The following is a 16,328-nucleotide window of genomic DNA, read 5'->3' on the forward strand; positions in this document are numbered from 1 at the left end:
GGCGTTACGACAACGGAGCGCTCAATATGGGACTCGAGGGCTTAGCCCTCGGTGGCAGCTGGCCGATGTGGCCTGACGACCACTTTTGATTTCCTGGAATACTGGAGATTACGAGGGAGCCTGTATGACTATCAACGCAGAACAATCTCAGCGATGGGTGTGGTTCATTGACGTGGTATTTGGCGCCATCGTGGCTCTCGGCATTCAAAGCTATGAACCGGTCGTTAGTGAAGCCTGGGCTCAAGGCCTCAGTGAATTCGTATTGACGATAGTCGTTGGAATTTCGATATTCTCTTTCGTCGTATACGATATTGCTGTCTACCACGCCCTGGTCAAGAAGTTCCCTTTCGGAATGACCTCCCTGAGTTTCCTCAGGTTTTATCTCGACCTGGTGATGGCCTTCACCTTGTACCTACTTCTGGCGAACGCCTTCCAGCTCTATCCGGACTGGCTTAGCATACTCGTAGCAGTTTCGTTCTGGCATTGTGCAGCTGTGGCTTGGCACCTGTTGGCGCGTTCGGAGTACAAGGTGGTCGGTGGACTGTCTAGCGCTGTGCTGCCCCACATCTCATTCATAGCTGTCTATTGCCTGGCTGCTTTCCTGGCGGCTCAAATCGCCGATAAAGTATTCGGGCTGGAAAGCACAGCATTATCTACTTCAATCCTGATTGTCGTCTGTCTCACTATTCTGGTCGTGTCGCTGTTTCGCTGGAACCAGATCATCAAGAAGGTTGCTGTCTAAAGCCCAATCGCAGCGTCCCCTGCTCATCAAGTTCTGTGCCAGGTTCGTGGCGCAATATTCAAGCTGAGCTATGGTTAAATCTCCAGTGGTGCAGTCACAGCGCGATCAGCGGACGCACTTCGTTGATCAGACTATGGAGCTTCAATGCGCACTGCCTTACTGTTTGTTTTTCTTCTCGCTGGCGCCCAGGCGGCGCACGCGATGCAGATTTTTGTCACGACCGAGGCCGGCCAGACCTTCGCGCTCGAAGTCGAATCCAGTGACTCGATCGAAAATCTCAAAGCCAAAATTCAGGAGCGAGAGGGTGTCCCACCCGCCAGTCAGAATTTGATATTCGAGGGCAAGAATCTGGTGGTCGGTCGCACCCTGAGCGACTACAACATCCAGAAAGCGTCTGTCGTTCAGCTATTCGTCATCGTAGTGGCCGATCTGGACGCGGATGGCATCCCGGACGATAGCGATGACGATATCGACGGCGATGGCATGTTGAACACGTTCGAGATCCGCTTCGGTCTGAACCCACGAGACGCGTCGGATGCCTTGACTGATCTCGACGGCGACGGGCTCAACAATCTTGGTGAAGCGCAAGCCGACAGCGACCCCTTGAGCGATGATCAGGCGCCTGTCATCGCTCAGCCCGAGGCGCTTGTCATCCGCGCCTCTGCTTTACTGACCCCCATACCGCTCTTCGAAGCGCCGACGGCAGTCGACGCGCTGGATGGCGCCGTTGCGACCCGGCTCGCGACCGGACTACATAGCCATGTGCGCCCTGGTAGACATACCCTCGTCTGGACTGCGAACGATGCGGCCGGTAATACGTCCAGTGTGCAACAAGATCTGGACGTGCTTCCCCTTATTTCATTGGGCAAGGACCAGACACTTGTGGAGGGCTCTACCTCAACCGTCCGTTTCCTGCTGAACGGCCCGGCGCCTGCCTATCCGTTCTCAGTTGCCTACACACTCGGCGGCACCGCGAGCGATACGGACAGCGATCTCCGGGCTGGCTCTGTTACTTTCCAAAGTGGCGAGCTTGAAAAAGCATTGCCGGTAACGGTTGCAGCGGACGGTCAGCCCGAGGGTGACGAGAACCTGCTTGTGCAGCTGAGCGGCGATGGCAACTTCGGCACGAAGCGCGAACACAGCATAAACATCGTTGAGGGCAACGTGGCCCCCAGGGTGACGCTCAAGTTCCTGCAGGCGGACAGGACCGTCCGGCTCGTCCAGGCTGGTGGTGGAGACCTGGCACTCGTCGCTACGGTTTCTGACGCCAACCCAGGCGATCAGCACCGCTACCAGTGGCGCTTTCCAGCAAACAGTGTCACCACCGAGGGAGATGGCGCTATACAGGCACTCGACCCCTCCACGCTTGCTCCGGGGCTCTATAACATTGAGGTGACGGTTTCCGATAACGGTCTGCCCGCCCTCAGCAGCGTACTTCGGCAATCCTTCAGGATCATCGACGCATCCACTGCCTTGAGTTCGGCTACAGATAGCGACGGCGACGGCGTGACAGATGCGGATGAAGGCTACGGCGACAGTGATAACGATGGCCTACCGGATTATCTGGATACCATCGCTGTGCCCAACGTCCTTGCCGAAAACAGTAGTGATGACGAGCGCTTTCTGATTGAGACAGAGCCTGGCACAAAGGTTTCACTGGGAGCGAACGCCTTGCGGCATGGCGCGGATGGCGCACAACTGATTGCTGACGAAGTGGCATCCACCAGATCGATAGGCGCCGATAATGTCAGCAACGTGGGTGGCTATTTCGACTTTGTCATCAGCGATCTGCCTGCCGTCGGCGACAGTGTGGATATCGTCCTGCCACAGCGCGCGCCGATTCCCGAAAGGCCAGCCTATCGCAAGCACCTCGAAGGTCAGTGGCGCACCTTCGTTGAAGACGCCAGCAATCAAATAGCCTCAGCCCCGGGTGCCGAGGGTTACTGTCCCCCACCGGGCTCAGAGGATTATCAGCCTGGCATGGCTAGCGGTGATTGGTGTCTTCAGCTGACGATAGAGGATGGCGGTCCAAACGATGCTGATCAGGCAGCCAACGGGACTGTCAAAGACCCCGGTGGCGTCGGTGTTCTGCGTAAAGGAGGAGGCGGATCAGGTGAGGGGCTGCTATGGATACTGAGCCTGTCTGCACTTGGCCTGGTAAGAAAGCGGCTGCGCTAGGAAGAAACGCGGCTCAGGCAAATCAGCTGAGCCGCGTCCCGCAGGCTGTAAATCAAGCCGTAGCCAGCTGAAACTCCCGATATAGCGCCCGCACTCGCATCCGCTGCTCACGCAGCGCCTTTTCGATATCGATCGCGTCTATGCGGCTCTTGATGTCGCTGTGCTCCCAGGTCTCCTGGACCTGTTCGCGGGCAGCTTCGATGCGTGACTTCTGCAGGTCGGCCCACTGCGCAAGCGTGCCTTTGAACTGCACCCACTCGGCATCGATCTGATGACGCCAGTCGGCGATGAGGCTGTGGCTTTCCCTGGCCTGCAGCGCCTCGTTCATGCGCTCGAGTTCACGGTTCACACGCGCCTGCTCGATCTTGATCTCGGGCACCCGCTTGAGGTCGCTGGTCAAGCCCAGTTTGGACATACCCCAGATGCTCCACTTCGTTGGATCGAACTGCCACCAGCGAATGCCGTTACGGTAGTCATACTGGAAGATGTGATGATAGTTGTGATACCCCTCACCCCAGGTAAAGAGTGCCAGCAGGTCATTGTCGCGCGCCGAATTTTCAGTGGTATAAGGCTGGCGGCCCCACATGTGCGCGAGTGAGTTGATGAAGAAGGTGGCGTGGTGAGAGACGACGATACGCAGGAAACCGGCAATCAGCACGAAACCCCAGAAGTCGCCGAAGGCCAGCCCCAGCCCCATTGGAATGACAAAGTTCGGCACAAGTGCGAACCAAAGATAGTGACGGTGCTGCGTCATGACTACCGGGTCGCTGACGAGATCCGGCATGCCGTGGTAGTCGAGGTCGGACGAGGGATATTTACGGATCATCCAGCCCATGTGCGAGAACCAGAAGCCCCGCTCTGCCGAATACGGATCCTTATCCTTGTGGTCCACGTGACGATGGTGGCTCCGGTGGCCTGTGGCCCAGATCAGGATACTGTTCTGCAGCGCCATACCGCCGAAGATTGCGAGCGCCCACTTGGCTATGGGATGGGCCTTATAGGCCTTGTGCGCCCAAAGCCGATGGTAACCAGCGGTGATCGCCATGCCGGTAGCCATCCACAGAAGGCCTGCGGCGACCCAGGCTGCGGCGCTGACGTCGAACTCCCACAGATACCAGGGCAGAACAAACAGCACAGGCAGAGTGGTCAGAATGAACATAAGGGTGGCCGGCCAATTAATAGGCGGTCGGTCTTGCTGGGTCATAGGCAATGGAGTCCTTGGGATGCTTATCGGGAACAATATATCATGAAATCTGCCTCTGGCTCCTCATGCCGATGACGTTCCTGTTACTTCAAGCATAGTCTTTCCCCTGAATTGACGCTCGCCAGCCGCACGTCGACACAATGTGTCGCATTGCGGCACCTGACTCGCCCAAAGCCGGATAGTTATAAATTAACAGCCTACGAATCAGTAACTTGAGTTTTGGCCCAATACTTGAATCGTATTACTACAAGATTGGAAATGATGCGAAGATTGTGACCTGGTAGGCCATTACCTTCGCAAGGAGAGCATGATGAGCGACAACAAGCATTCGAAAAGCAGCAAAGTAGTGCGCATGTGGGAGAAGCGACCAGGAGAGGCGCTTGCACACCTACGTCGGCTGACAGGGCTATCCTGGCACAGCTATCCGGAATCGTTGTTGAGCGGGACCTGGATCAGGCACGTTGAGCGGTAGAATTCGCCTGCATCTGAACTGGCTGTACAAAGAGTTCGTCGACGTACACCGCTTGACCTGAGCGCACACCGAGTAGGGCCAGATGCACGCTGAGTGGTGGGCGCCTGGTATTGAGCTCGACTTCACCGCTGAACATAGTCGACTGGTTGGGCCGGCAGAGCTGCTTATCTATGGCTATTCCAGTGTTGCCCTCCTCTTGCCGCACTACAAGAATCAAGGCCGACCGCTGCTCCTGCTGCGACGCGATACGCAACCACGCGGCCACACTCAGTCGTATGTTCACGCCTTGCTCTGAGACTGTTTGAGCAGCCTTCTCGCCATCAACCTTGCGTCTCAAGAGCTTTATGAAAGAAGCCCTCTCCACCCGATCAGTTTTGGACTTGCCCTGCCCGGCTACGGGCAGGTAGATGGCTCGCGGAACCTCATGGAGCATATAGGGCTTGAGGTTTGGCGTCGACTGACTGGTATTCATGATTGGCTCTCGGCGGCAGTTGGGACTGTGCGCACTCTACCCCTTATAAGCGCAGGCAAAGGCGATGCAAGTCCGGTGGATACACAATTTTACAAGCCTTAAAAAAAGGACGCAGTGCGCGGCCAAAAAAAGTATCCAACTATTATGACGGCAGCCTGCTAACCCTTCCTTGCTTAGCAACCCACCTTAAAATGGCCGAATTCGCTTTCAATTTACACTATGGAAAGTCACGGCTCCCCACTAGCACGCAAGGTGCTCCCCAGGCGACCTAGTGGCTCGATTTGCCAGATTCTAATTTTGTCAGATTAGTGGCGCAATCGGCTCAATCGCCTGGCGGAGTTTCGCTTACGACAAGGGGGTTGGATGGGATGATCAGCAGACAGATCTGGCTGACGGCTAGCGCGCTCTACCGTCTACAGGGCAAATCCAACAAATATCTCGTAAAAAACCAAAATAGCGAAACTAATGAAGATTAGGCCAGCCAGCCGTTGAAATTCTCCGATATGCCGCCTGAACACGGGTAGTACGTAGTCAAGTGATAATATTACCGGAAGAGTACAGAACCAAATGATACAGACTCCGGTGATAACTAGACCATAAGACAATTGAACAGCCATTTGAACATCAGAGTCTGCAGTGTGGCTAAACACGCTTACGAAGAAAATCGTGGCTTTCGGATTCAATATGTTGTTCATAAAACCCTGGCGCCATGAACTTCCCAGCAATGCCTTTACATTATTCTGAGCTTCGTCGAAGGTGGCATCATTCGATTTAGACGAGAGCGCCCTACTACCCATCCAGAGCAGATAAAATCCGCCGCATAACTTCACGATATCGATAGACCATACAGATGTCGATGACACATAACTCACAAGTAGTATCGAGTAAGCGATGTGCACCCAAATAGCGGTTGAGACTCCTAGCCCAGTATAAATACCTGCCTTACGGTCTATGACCAGGGTATTTCTCACGACGACGAGGAAGTCTGGGCCCGGTGTAATTACTGTAACTATCGTGACGACCAAGATCGCCAAAAATTCTGAATCCATGATACGTTTATCGCTCTCATCTAAATGTGCAGACAGATACTATCGATACATTATAATTTTCCAAACCAGGCGTCACTCTTCGCCAATTATTTTACAACCCTTGAATCTAGTAAGTTTGTTAACACAGGTTCCGCTCATAAAGCCCTATGATGCTTACTCACAAAACCCTTCTTACTATATTGCTATCAGCCATTAGCCAACTAAATCAATCTATTCATGACGATAATATATGCTGCCAAGAGCTCATGTGCTGCCTTTCTATTGCTTACTTAGATATTACGGAATGTGCCGTAGAATATTATTGCTTTCTGAACCATACAATTGGTAGGATCTGGAAAAATTTTCTATTGGCAGGCAAAAGTGACGAATTTAATTCAGGATAGTCTCGATGCGACTGATTGCAGGATACTTGAGCATATGCAGGAGGACTGTCGCATCACGCTAGGTCAGCTGTCTGAGCGGATTAATCTCAGCCAGACCCCCTGTTGGCGTCGCTTAAAGAAGCTGGAAGATTCTGGTCTAATTGCCGGATACCGTGCCAACATAGATAAGAAAAAAGCGGGATATTCAGTGGTCGGATTCAGTCAGGTGTCCCTGAACGACCACACTCCAGGCAACACCGATCATTTTGAGCAGATAATTCATAATTTTGACTGGGTACTTATGTGCTACTGCACCGCCGGGTCTGGGGATTACATATTGCAGATCATTGCAAAGAATCTTGACGAGTTTTACGAACGGATTACAGAAATTCGACGCATTCAATCCGTCGGCTCAATACAGACGAGCGTCGGCATCAAAGAGGTGAAGTGGACGAATCGTGTGCCGGTGCGCCCCAGTCGATAAAGTGAATATATTATCGACTGTTCTTAAGCGTATTATCTTTGCACGGATTGAAGCGAGATCGATCCGACATGATATTTTCGAAAGCTCCTGAACTTATGCCAGGTAAGGCTCTCGGCCATCCTTGTGAAAGTCGATTATTCTCGTGGACAACTACACATGCTCTAATAACTGATAGTACCCGCCGCCGCCCCTCCCCCCGACGTCACTAGCTCGTCATCATTTCTACGAAACATCGTGGAAGTCATGGAGGGGATGGATTGTTACCACATGCCGGTAATAATCATCGATAGCATGTGGAGCGGCTATACGCCATAGATCGTCTGAATATCGCTCGTTCAGTTCTGAACGAAAATCATCGAACAACGTGCAGAAAGTGCAGGTACTTTTCGTACTGATCGAGAATGTCGCCGATGATCTCGTCACGGGTCCACCCCATCAAGTCATAGTTCTGACCGCCTTCCTTGAGATATACCTCGGCCCGGTAATAACTCTGCTCGCCGTCAATGGCCGGTGACTCGCCTCCTGTAGCCGTGAAGTTCGGCTTGAGGTAGGGCCTGGGTCTGACCTCGTAGACGAATTCAGCTTCGCCCTGATGGTCGATCTCCAGCCGAACACGTTGATCCTCACCACGCTGTACACGAATGACGTAGCCCTCGGCACCAAGCTCTTCACTAACCGCTTCACAGGCTGGTAGCACGACTTCGCCAAGAAACTGATCCACCTGTTGCTCGTCAGGAAATCGCACCAGATTTCGTAGTCGCCGTCGCCAGCTGCCAGAAGATGCAGGTGCTACTGGCGAGGTTTGCGGCGCACGGTGTTGTAGGTCCCGCCTGGTCGCATCCAGTCGCAGTGCCTTGAACAGACCGACCACAGAGAACATCAAGGCGATCGTAAACGGCAGGGCACTGGCGATGGTTGCGGTTTGCAGCGCCGTCAATCCATCTGCCAGCAGGAGCGCTATCGCGACCACTCCCATGGAGATCGCCCAGAACATACGCTGCCACACAGGCGTAGGCTCGCGGCCGCCGGAGGCCAGCATGTCCACGACAAGCGCGCCCGAGTCAGCGGACGTAATGAAGAAAACCACCACCATCAGAATCGCCACCATCGACAAAACCGAGGCGAACGGAAAATGTTCGAGGAAGGCGAACAACGCTAGAGCCGAATTCATCTCTATTGCCTGAGCCAGTCCCTCGATCTCCCCCCATAGAATCATATGGATGGCTGTGTCGCCAAAAACCGTCATCCACAGCAATGTGAAAGCCGTCGGTACCAATAAGACACCGGTAACGAACTCCCGTATCGTGCGACCACGTGAAATGCGAGCGATGAACAGGCCAACGAAAGGTGACCAGGCCAACCACCAGCCCCAGTAGAAGAGCGTCCAGCCGCCTATCCAGTCGTTCGGCTCATAGGCATAGAGGTTGAAAGTGGTGCTTACCAGGTTCGATATATAGCCACCTGTGTTCTGCACGAATGTGGTCAGAATGAAGACAGTAGGTCCAGTGAGCAGCACGACGGTCAGCAGGATGACCGCGAGTGTCAGGTTGATCTCGGATAACCTGCGCACCCCCTTGTCGAGTCCCGTCACCACGGACACCGTCGCCAGTGCGGTGGTAATGGCAATCAGCCCGATCTGTACCGGAATCGAAATTGGCAGGCCGTACAGATGATTCAGACCGGTATTGATCTGGCTGACGCCTAAGCCCAGGGATGTGGCGACACCGAGAACGGTACTGATAATCGCAAAGATATCGACGGCATGGCCGATTGGTCCGTAGATTCGGTCGCCAATCAACGGGAAAAGTGCCGATCGCAGTGTCAGTGGCAGCCCGTGTCGATAACTGAAGTACGCCAGCACCAGGGCGACGATGGCGTAAATGGCCCAGGCATGAAGTCCCCAATGGAAGAAGGTGATCTTCATCGCTTCGCGCGCCGCCGCTGCCGTCCCACCCTCACCCGTTGGCGGATCGAGGAAATGCATCACGGGTTCGGCTACGCCAAAGAACATCAGACCAATACCCATACCCGCAGAAAAGAGCATGGCAAACCAGGTTGCGCGACTGTAGTCAGGTTCGCTGTGGTCGGGCCCCAGCTTGATATCGCCAAAGCGACTGACTGCAAGTGAGACTACTGTGAGTAGAATCAGCGCGACTGCCAATATATAAACCCAGCTTGCGTTGGTGATGATCCAGCTTTGAATCGCGCTGAATACGGCCTGCGCGTTTGCCGGCAGCAGAGCGCTGTACAGCACCAGGGCGATAATGAGAAAAGCGGAACAGAAGAAGACCGGTGGGTTAAGTGTAGAACTCGAATTCTCCTGCATATCGTCTCCGGGCGCTGACTTGTTAGGGCGTTTAGACGCATCCTACGGGGTTCAATGGTCGGTTGCCAGGAAAAGGCCCTGGCCGACGCGCTAACGACAATCTTTAACTACACTATTAAAGTACCCGAAGATTTGATCATTCCTGATCTGATTCCATTCGCCGTCTCCCACAGGTTCAGAATGTGCATTAAAGCAATCCGCCGCGCCTTGATGTTGTTTAGCAGTTTTGTCTGCCTGCATGTCGCGGCTGCCAGCAGCGCTCCCCAAGTAGTATCACTACCGCCGGACGCACTACCCTACAATGTTAGCGGCCAATTCGAATTTCTTGTCGATACCAATGGCGAGCTGGATATTGGCTCAGCTCAAGCCTTGTCGGATGAGGCCTGGCAGCCGATAGTCGCGACCAACGCCAGTTTCGGTTTCTCAGACGCCACCTACTGGTTTCGCGCAAATCTTCAGCAACAGGCAGTCGAGCAGGCGTGGATTATCGAGCTGGGATATCCGCTTCTCGACTATGTCGATGTCTATTTTCTGCAGGACGGTCAGCTCACCGAGCACTATGAGACTGGTGACCGACGGCCATTCGCAGAGCGGCCTATAGCGTACAGAAACTTCCTGTTTCCACTGACACTGGAGGCCGGAGAAGCCGTCAGCGTCTATATGAAAATTCGCTCGTCGAGCGCGGTCCAGATGCCACTCGCAATTACCACGCCTGGCACCTTGTTTCAGACCGAGCAAACACAGCTCGCCCTCCAGGGCATGTACTTTGGCGTCATAGCCGTCATGCTGATCTACAATCTCTTCATTCTGTTTTCTACCCGTGACCTGGCATATCTACTATATGTCATGCTGGTGCTTGCAGTCGGCGGCTTCCAGCTCAGTCTGCACGGATTCACCTACCAGTTCCTCTTGCCCGAATCGCCCTGGCTTCAGGAGAAACTTACCGCTGTGTTTGTGGCCATGGCGTCTCTCTTCGTTGTCTCGTTCACCATCAGCTTTCTGAAGGTGCGATTTTACTCGCGCAGGCTCTTCTGGAGCCTGTCCCTTATAGCCGCACTGGGAGGCCTGCTGACGCTGCTGGCGCCCTTCGTACCTTATCGCTACATCATCCAGCTTTCCGCCGCACTTGGCTTTGTCTCAGTTGTGGTCGCGCTCGGCACCGGGCTCTATATCTGCTACCGAGGCTACAAGCCGGCAGTCCACTACAGCATTGCCTTTGCTGCGCTGTTGATCGGCACCGCCCTGATGATTCTGAACAAATTCGGTATATTGCCTTTGAACCCGCTCACGGAGAACGGTCAGCAGATTGGATCTCTGACGCAGCTCGTTTTGCTATCTTTCGCCCTGGCCTTCCGCATCAAGGTATCGCGCGATGAGACTGAAGAGGCGCAACTCGAAGCCACTTCGCGGCTGGAAATGCGGGTGAAGGAACGGACGCTGGAACTTGAGCAGGCAAACGAAAAGCTGCAGCAACTGTCCAACCTGGACCCGCTTACCGGATCGCTCAACCGTCGCTACTTTGATGCACAGCTCGGTCTGGAATGGAAGCGTGCCACTCGTGAGCAAACCACGATATCGCTGATCATGCTCGACATCGATCGCTTCAAATTGTTCAACGACACCTATGGTCATCAGGTTGGCGATGACTGCCTGATATTCCTGGTTGGGCACTTGCGTGCGGCTGTACTTCGGCCGACCGACGTCGTCGTTCGTTATGGTGGCGAGGAATTCGCGATTGTGTTGCCCGGCACTGATGCCGAAGGCGCGGTTACTGTTGCAGGGCGTATCAAGGAGCGACTATCGAACAACGCGTTCCCGATAGGACAAGAGGCGCTTTTCATTACCGTCAGCCAGGGTATTGCGACTATGGTACCCCAGGTGAATGAAACGCAGGAAACACTGATCAAACGGGCTGATCAGGCACTCTACCAGGCGAAAGATGCCGGGCGCGATTGCTATCTCACCTTTGAGAACAGCGCATGATCCAGTTCGCATCACTCCACCTGCGATAGCACTTCTCGTATCTGAGCAAGATCGTAGGGCTTCGGCAGGGAAAGTGATTTGAATTCTGTGGACTCGACTGAACCATGGCCTGATGCAAATATGATCGTCATGGTCGGATACAGGCAACTCACCTTCTTCGCCAGCTCGGTACCGGAGATTCCAGGCAAGTTCACATCGGTGAAGAGGACGTCAAACGGTTTGCGCGCAAGCACGTTGACAGCATCCTCACCACAGTGAACGGCCTCGGGCGCATGGCCTATCATCGCGAGCAGGTCGCAAAGGGTCTGACGCGTTTCAAGGTTGTCTTCCACGACCAGGATACTGAGTGACCTGGGACGCTTTGCAGCTTTTTCGGACGGCTCATCGTCTTTTGAACGGGATGAAGGTGGTAAACCCGCCTGCTTTGTCAGCACGTGGCGAATCTTCCTGGCCAGATCCTCGCGGCTGTAGGGTTTGCTGATCAACTCGACACCAGGATCAAGCAAGCCGCCATGAACTATGGCATTCTGCGTATACCCTGAGGTGAAGAGGACACCAATATTCGGAATCAGGCTTTTAGCCCGCTTCGCCAGTTCGGGGCTTTTGATCGGACCGGGCATCACGACATCCGTAAACAGCAGATCGATATCTACCCCGCTTTGAAGCACGGTTAAGGCACTCTGCCCCTCGTCTGCCTTCAAAACCGAATAACCAAGCTGCATGAGCGTTTCGACGACGCTTGCCTGAACGGCGGGATCATCTTCCACAACCAGCACAGTTTCCGAACCGCCGACCATTGGTTTGCGTCGAGGATCGGCCAGGACCAACTCGGCACGATGTGTGCGCGGCAGGTAGATCTTGAAGGTCGTGCCGACGCCTGGCTCACTGTAGATCTTGACGTGGCCCTCGCTCTGTTTGATGAAGCCGTAGACCATGCTCAAACCAAGCCCTGTGCCCTTGCCTTCGGCTTTCGTGGTGAAGAAGGGATCGAACACACGCTCCAGCACCTCCGGGGGCATGCCAGACCCGTTGTCCGTGATCGCCAACATGACGTACTGTCCAGCGATTACTTCACTATGGTGCTCAGCGTACTCGTCATCCAACTCGGCATTACCAAGCTCGATGGTGAGCTTTCCATCTCCATCCATGGCGTCTCGAGCGTTGATTGCCAGGTTCAGGATCGTACTTTCCAGTCGACTGCGGTCGACCATTGCAGTCCATAAGCCACCGCTGATGATCGTTTCGACTGCGACCGACTCTCCAACCGCACGACGCAACAGGCCATCCAGGTCCCGCAGGATGCGACCGAGATTTGTTGGCACTGGCTGTAAAGGTTGCCGGCGCGCGAAAGCCAGAAGCTGTGACGCCAGGTCTGCGCCACGCCTTACTGCAGAAATTGCTGCGAGAACATGCTGATCGCTGCCATCTTCTGCACTGCGCTCAAGCTCCAGGAGCTCCAGGTTACTGGAAATAACCTGCAGAATATTATTGAAATCATGCGCGACACCGCCGGTCAGCTGCCCGATGGCTTCCATCTTCTGGGCCTGGCGCAGCGCGATCTCGGTCTTTCGTAGCGCCTCCGCTTGCAGTTTGTCCTCTGTGATATCGCGCGCGGTGGCGTACCAACGATCACCCTCCGGCGCCATGGTCCAGGACAGCCAACGAAATGAACCATCTTTATGGCGACTCAATATCTCCGCACGCTCTACCGGTTCGCCAGCAGCCAGCTCGGTAATCACCGCTCGCGCATTCGATTCGTGGTCCGGATGGGCCAGATCTGTAAAGGACAGGGCCTCGGCTTCCTGCTCCGTATAGCCGAGTGTCTGTAAAACTGCAGGATTGGCGCCTAGAATGCTGCCGTCCAGGGACGCGACCACCAGCATATCCTGCGACATTCTCCAGATGCGGTCGCGCTCCTGGGTGCGTTCGGTGACGCGGTCCTCCAGTTCCTCCGTCAGGCGTTTGAGTGCTGCCTCGGCACTCTCAGCCTTGCGCTTGGCGAGTCTCAGCTCGTCTTCATAAGCGCGGCGTCCCTTTGTGAGTAATATCGCGGTCCTGATAACGAGGGGCTTTCCGTCGCTGTCACGCTTCAGAATCGAATTCAGCAGAATCGGCAAACGCTGTTTGTCGTGACGGATTACTTCGAACGCCAGCTCATCGACCTTGCCCTGCATGAGGAGCAAGGGCCCGAAGTGGGTGTCGTAAAAAATTCTGCCACCGACCGGGAGCAGATCCTGAAAACGCTTCCCGTCCAGCAGCGCCGCGCTGGTATAGCCGGTCCACTGAAGAAAGGTTTTATTGGCCTTGATGATGGTGCCGTCCGGCATCGTCGACAAATAGCCACAGGGCGCATTGTCGTAGAGCTCGTCAGTGTCTTCTTCAGGGCGAAGGGATGCACACTCTTCGCTGACCATCAGGCGACCTGCAGGTATTTTTTGATCTCCGCGGTCGTCTCTTCTGGCGCGCTGAGATTTGGACAATGCCCGGTAGCCTTCATCTGTACCAGCGTGCTGTCCGGCATTTGCGAATGCATGAACTCGCCAACTGAATCGGGCGCAATCACATCATCAGAACACTGCAGGATCAGTGATGGCCGTCTGAGTCTGGCGAGCTCAGTGCGATGATCTGAGAGAAAGGTGGTACGCGCGAAGTGGCTGGCTATCGTAGGGTCGGTGCGACAGAAGCTGTTCTCGAGCTCTTGCGATAGCGAAGACTGGTCTGGATTGCCCATGATCACGGGCGCCATGGTGCTTGACCATCCCAGGTAGTTGACGTCCAGGAACTCGAGCATATCCTCGATATCTTCGCGCTCGAAGCCACCAACATAGTTCCCGTCATTCAGATAACTCGGTGACGGCCCGACCAGAATGAGTTTATCGAAAAGCTCAGGGGCCTCAATGGCAGCCAGTACGCCCACCATTGCGCTCACGGAATGGCCCACAAAGATTGCGTTCTCAGCGCCGACCGCCTGCAGGATTTCGATCACATCCTGAGCATAGCCGTGCAGCGAGCCATACTTCTGAGGATCGAATGCTGACAGATCAGATTCGCCGGCGCCGACGTTGTCGAACAACAGCGTATTGTAGCTTCGCTGGAATTCCGGAGCGACGTATCTCCACATATTCTGGTCACAGCCGAAACCGTGGGCGAAGATCATTATCTGCTTGCCAAAGCCTTGAATCTTGACATTATTGCGCTTGAAAACGTTCACACAGTACGACCTATATTCAATGGAGGTTGCCAGGACTTCAAAGCGCTTCAGCCCACATGTTGGCTACAATACCATTTACCGTAGCTTCAGGTCGCGTTCTGTCATCGAACAGTGTGACCAAAAAATGAGCGCATAAGACGCTACAGTGTTTGCGGAGTGCTTGTCAAAAGATATAAATCCTCGATTTCCCAGGATGTGACTTCAGTACAGCCGGCCCTTCCAGCATTGACAATCGCTCGCCAATACCCGATTTTTTATCGCGTCGCGATACCAGTTCATGGGGTGCCGCCGGATCTGCTTGCATGGTGTGAGCTAAAATCACTCGATATCGAAAGGTAGTCATGTCAAACAACTATAAAACCTCGGCAGCGCCATTGCCGATGCACACAGCCAATACAAGAAGCCATATCGCCGGGGCGTTCAATCACCTGAAAAACGATTCAGACGAGCTTCGCGAAGTCTCTCCTGAGCAGGTTCTGTTCAAGGCCTACGAAGATGCAGGACAACCCCACGGGCCGGTCTTGTACGCAGTCAAGGGAGAGCACTGGAATGGTGTCAGCCCCGGCTTTCTGAATTTCATCAACAACTTCAAGTTCAAGCCCGAAGACATGGGCTATGCGGAGTGCGGCTATGGCATCCAACGACACCGCGACTTCATGCGTCAGCTTATACTGGCTGAACACGAGCTTAGCGAGCGTCGGCCCCCAAAAGGGCTGGATATCGACGTAGGCTGCCTGGCCATGACGACCCGAATGGCCATGTACGATTTCGGGAAAGTCGCCTTCCGTCATGCCAAGGCAACTCATCCAGAACAGCGGCCAGTCGCACTGGTGCCAACGCCTGCGTGGGATTACCGAGGGGTTTTCAAGGACATTGGCTTCGAGATCGTCTATCTGCCGATTAGACCCGAAAATGGCTGGCAGCCCGATTTATCCGAGTGGCGGGACATCGCCAAAGCGGTAAGCGAAGACCCCGAGCGGCACTTGGCGCTCACCATCAGTAACCCGCAGCACAATCCCACTGGCAAGCAATGGGCATCTGATGTGACGGCGTTCCTGCTGGAACTAAGCGCCCGAGAGTCGGCCTATCTGCTGATCGACGACGCCTACTACAATGTTCATGATCCACTCGTTCCTGTGGAAAATCATCTTCGGGTCGTTCTGGAGCTATTTGACGTCAACAACGGCGTAAACGATCTGGTTCGTTCCGGGATGTTCGACCGTTGGGTGGCCACTCGTCCATTTGGCAAACAGTTCAGTTGTAATACGATGGGTGTAGCCGCAATCACAACGTCTCCGGTGCTTCTGCGCCAGCTGGGACGCGAATCCTGGATCAATCGCTATCACTGCAACACCCATAATGCTGAATTGATGTGCGCCTGGCTGGCGGAGCCTGAATCGGCTGACTGGACCCTGGAGAGCGGACTGCGTTATACCGCACAGAAGGAACACGTACGCCGTCGGCTTGTTGAGCGCATGGGCTGGCCTGAAGACAGCGTCTGCGTAGGGCCGTCAACGTCGTATATGCTGTTCGAGGTGCCGAAGGTGTATCAGGCAGGTGCCGAAAGTATCGATCGTTTCAGGGATGATCTGTTTTATGCCACCGGGACTCTGATCAGTGCGTCACTCTTCAATCAGGCCGCACCGGCGCCATACGTCCGCCTGCACCTCGGCAGCTGGCCTGATGTCATAGAGGAGTTCCTGCGCCGCTGGGAGGCTGCCGGATTGAACTACCACCAGGTGGAACCCTTTCCGGGGACGGCCTCGATGAGCAGGGCCCTGCCCTCGTCTGCGTTTCGTGAGAAGAAATAGAAGACCGGGTCGGAAATAGAAAGGCAGCGGGTTG

The 16,328-nt window shown here is 54.6% G+C and carries 11 protein-coding genes; 5 read left to right on the forward strand and 6 right to left on the reverse strand.

Translation table 11 applies throughout. The features are described from left to right. Window positions 1-124: 124 nt before the first annotated feature. Complete coding sequence (locus tag ACH3PB_RS07565; RefSeq protein WP_416398839.1) at window positions 125-742, forward strand: hypothetical protein; 618 nt, start codon at window positions 125-127, stop codon at window positions 740-742. Between the two features lie 144 nt (window positions 743-886). Next, window positions 887-2,920 (forward strand): ubiquitin-like protein, encoded by a 2,034-nt coding sequence (locus tag ACH3PB_RS07570; RefSeq protein ID WP_416398841.1) that lies wholly within the window; start codon window positions 887-889, stop codon window positions 2,918-2,920. A 52-nt stretch (window positions 2,921-2,972) separates the two neighbouring features. On the opposite strand, the gene ACH3PB_RS07575 is transcribed toward ACH3PB_RS07570, so the two are convergent. The 3 genes from ACH3PB_RS07575 to ACH3PB_RS07585 all read right to left on the reverse strand — a co-directional run bounded on the left by ACH3PB_RS07575 (window position 2,973) and on the right by ACH3PB_RS07585 (window position 6,117). Beyond that, a complete protein-coding gene (locus tag ACH3PB_RS07575) occupies window positions 2,973-4,124 on the reverse strand; it encodes an acyl-CoA desaturase (protein WP_416398843.1) in 1,152 nt (383 codons plus the stop codon). Between the two features lie 452 nt (window positions 4,125-4,576). Next, on the reverse strand, window positions 4,577-5,068 hold the full coding sequence (locus ACH3PB_RS07580) for a hypothetical protein (RefSeq protein ID WP_416398845.1): 492 nt from the start codon (window positions 5,066-5,068) through the stop codon (window positions 4,577-4,579). 413 nt (window positions 5,069-5,481) lie between these two features. Continuing rightward, window positions 5,482-6,117, reverse strand: a complete 636-nt coding sequence (locus ACH3PB_RS07585) for a LysE family translocator (protein ID WP_416398846.1) — start codon at window positions 6,115-6,117, stop codon at window positions 5,482-5,484. Window positions 6,118-6,477: 360 nt separating this feature from the next. On the opposite strand from ACH3PB_RS07585, the gene ACH3PB_RS07590 reads away from it, so the two are divergent. After that, window positions 6,478-6,963 carry an Lrp/AsnC family transcriptional regulator gene (locus tag ACH3PB_RS07590; RefSeq protein ID WP_416398848.1) on the forward strand — a complete coding sequence of 162 codons (486 nt, stop codon included), beginning with the start codon at window positions 6,478-6,480 and terminating at the stop codon, window positions 6,961-6,963. 352 nt (window positions 6,964-7,315) lie between these two features. On the opposite strand, the gene ACH3PB_RS07595 is transcribed toward ACH3PB_RS07590, so the two are convergent. Beyond that, window positions 7,316-9,289: a BCCT family transporter gene (locus ACH3PB_RS07595; protein WP_416398850.1), complete on the reverse strand. Its 1,974-nt coding sequence runs from the start codon at window positions 9,287-9,289 to the stop codon at window positions 7,316-7,318. 180 nt (window positions 9,290-9,469) lie between these two features. Here ACH3PB_RS07595 and ACH3PB_RS07600 point away from each other — a divergent pair, with 180 nt between their 5' ends. Next, complete coding sequence (locus ACH3PB_RS07600) at window positions 9,470-11,272, forward strand: diguanylate cyclase (RefSeq protein ID WP_416398852.1); 1,803 nt, start codon at window positions 9,470-9,472, stop codon at window positions 11,270-11,272. An 11-nt stretch (window positions 11,273-11,283) separates the two neighbouring features. Here the strand turns inward: ACH3PB_RS07600 and ACH3PB_RS07605 are convergent, their stop codons facing one another. Next, window positions 11,284-13,686: a response regulator gene (locus ACH3PB_RS07605; RefSeq protein WP_416398854.1), complete on the reverse strand. Its 2,403-nt coding sequence runs from the start codon at window positions 13,684-13,686 to the stop codon at window positions 11,284-11,286. Beyond that, the gene (locus ACH3PB_RS07610; RefSeq protein ID WP_416398855.1) at window positions 13,686-14,483 is read right to left on the reverse strand and encodes an alpha/beta fold hydrolase; all 798 of its coding nucleotides are present in this window, start codon (window positions 14,481-14,483) and stop codon (window positions 13,686-13,688) included. The genes ACH3PB_RS07605 and ACH3PB_RS07610 overlap by 1 nt, the downstream gene beginning before the upstream one ends. A 341-nt stretch (window positions 14,484-14,824) precedes the next feature. On the opposite strand from ACH3PB_RS07610, the gene ACH3PB_RS07615 reads away from it, so the two are divergent. Further along, on the forward strand, window positions 14,825-16,294 hold the full coding sequence (locus ACH3PB_RS07615; protein WP_416398856.1) for an aminotransferase class I/II-fold pyridoxal phosphate-dependent enzyme: 1,470 nt from the start codon (window positions 14,825-14,827) through the stop codon (window positions 16,292-16,294). Window positions 16,295-16,328 lie beyond the last annotated feature (34 nt).

It is taken from the genome of Allohahella sp. A8, assembly GCF_047946665.1.
GTDB lineage: Bacteria > Pseudomonadota > Gammaproteobacteria > Pseudomonadales > Oleiphilaceae > Allohahella.

What these genes read in the sequence shown, in the direction of transcription:
- ACH3PB_RS07570 (WP_416398841.1), top strand. Translation starts at nt 887, where the DNA reads ATGCGCACTGCCTTACTGTTTGTTTTTCTTCTCGCTGGCGCCCAGGCG.
- ACH3PB_RS07580 (WP_416398845.1), bottom strand. Translation starts at nt 5,068, where the DNA reads ATGAATACCAGTCAGTCGACGCCAAACCTCAAGCCCTATATGCTCCAT.
- ACH3PB_RS07585 (WP_416398846.1), bottom strand. Translation starts at nt 6,117, where the DNA reads ATGGATTCAGAATTTTTGGCGATCTTGGTCGTCACGATAGTTACAGTA.
- ACH3PB_RS07595 (WP_416398850.1), bottom strand. Translation starts at nt 9,289, where the DNA reads ATGCAGGAGAATTCGAGTTCTACACTTAACCCACCGGTCTTCTTCTGT.
- ACH3PB_RS07575 (WP_416398843.1), bottom strand. Translation starts at nt 4,124, where the DNA reads ATGACCCAGCAAGACCGACCGCCTATTAATTGGCCGGCCACCCTTATG.
- ACH3PB_RS07605 (WP_416398854.1), bottom strand. Translation starts at nt 13,686, where the DNA reads ATGGTCAGCGAAGAGTGTGCATCCCTTCGCCCTGAAGAAGACACTGAC.
- ACH3PB_RS07615 (WP_416398856.1), top strand. Translation starts at nt 14,825, where the DNA reads ATGTCAAACAACTATAAAACCTCGGCAGCGCCATTGCCGATGCACACA.
- ACH3PB_RS07565 (WP_416398839.1), top strand. Translation starts at nt 125, where the DNA reads ATGACTATCAACGCAGAACAATCTCAGCGATGGGTGTGGTTCATTGAC.
- ACH3PB_RS07600 (WP_416398852.1), top strand. Translation starts at nt 9,470, where the DNA reads ATGTGCATTAAAGCAATCCGCCGCGCCTTGATGTTGTTTAGCAGTTTT.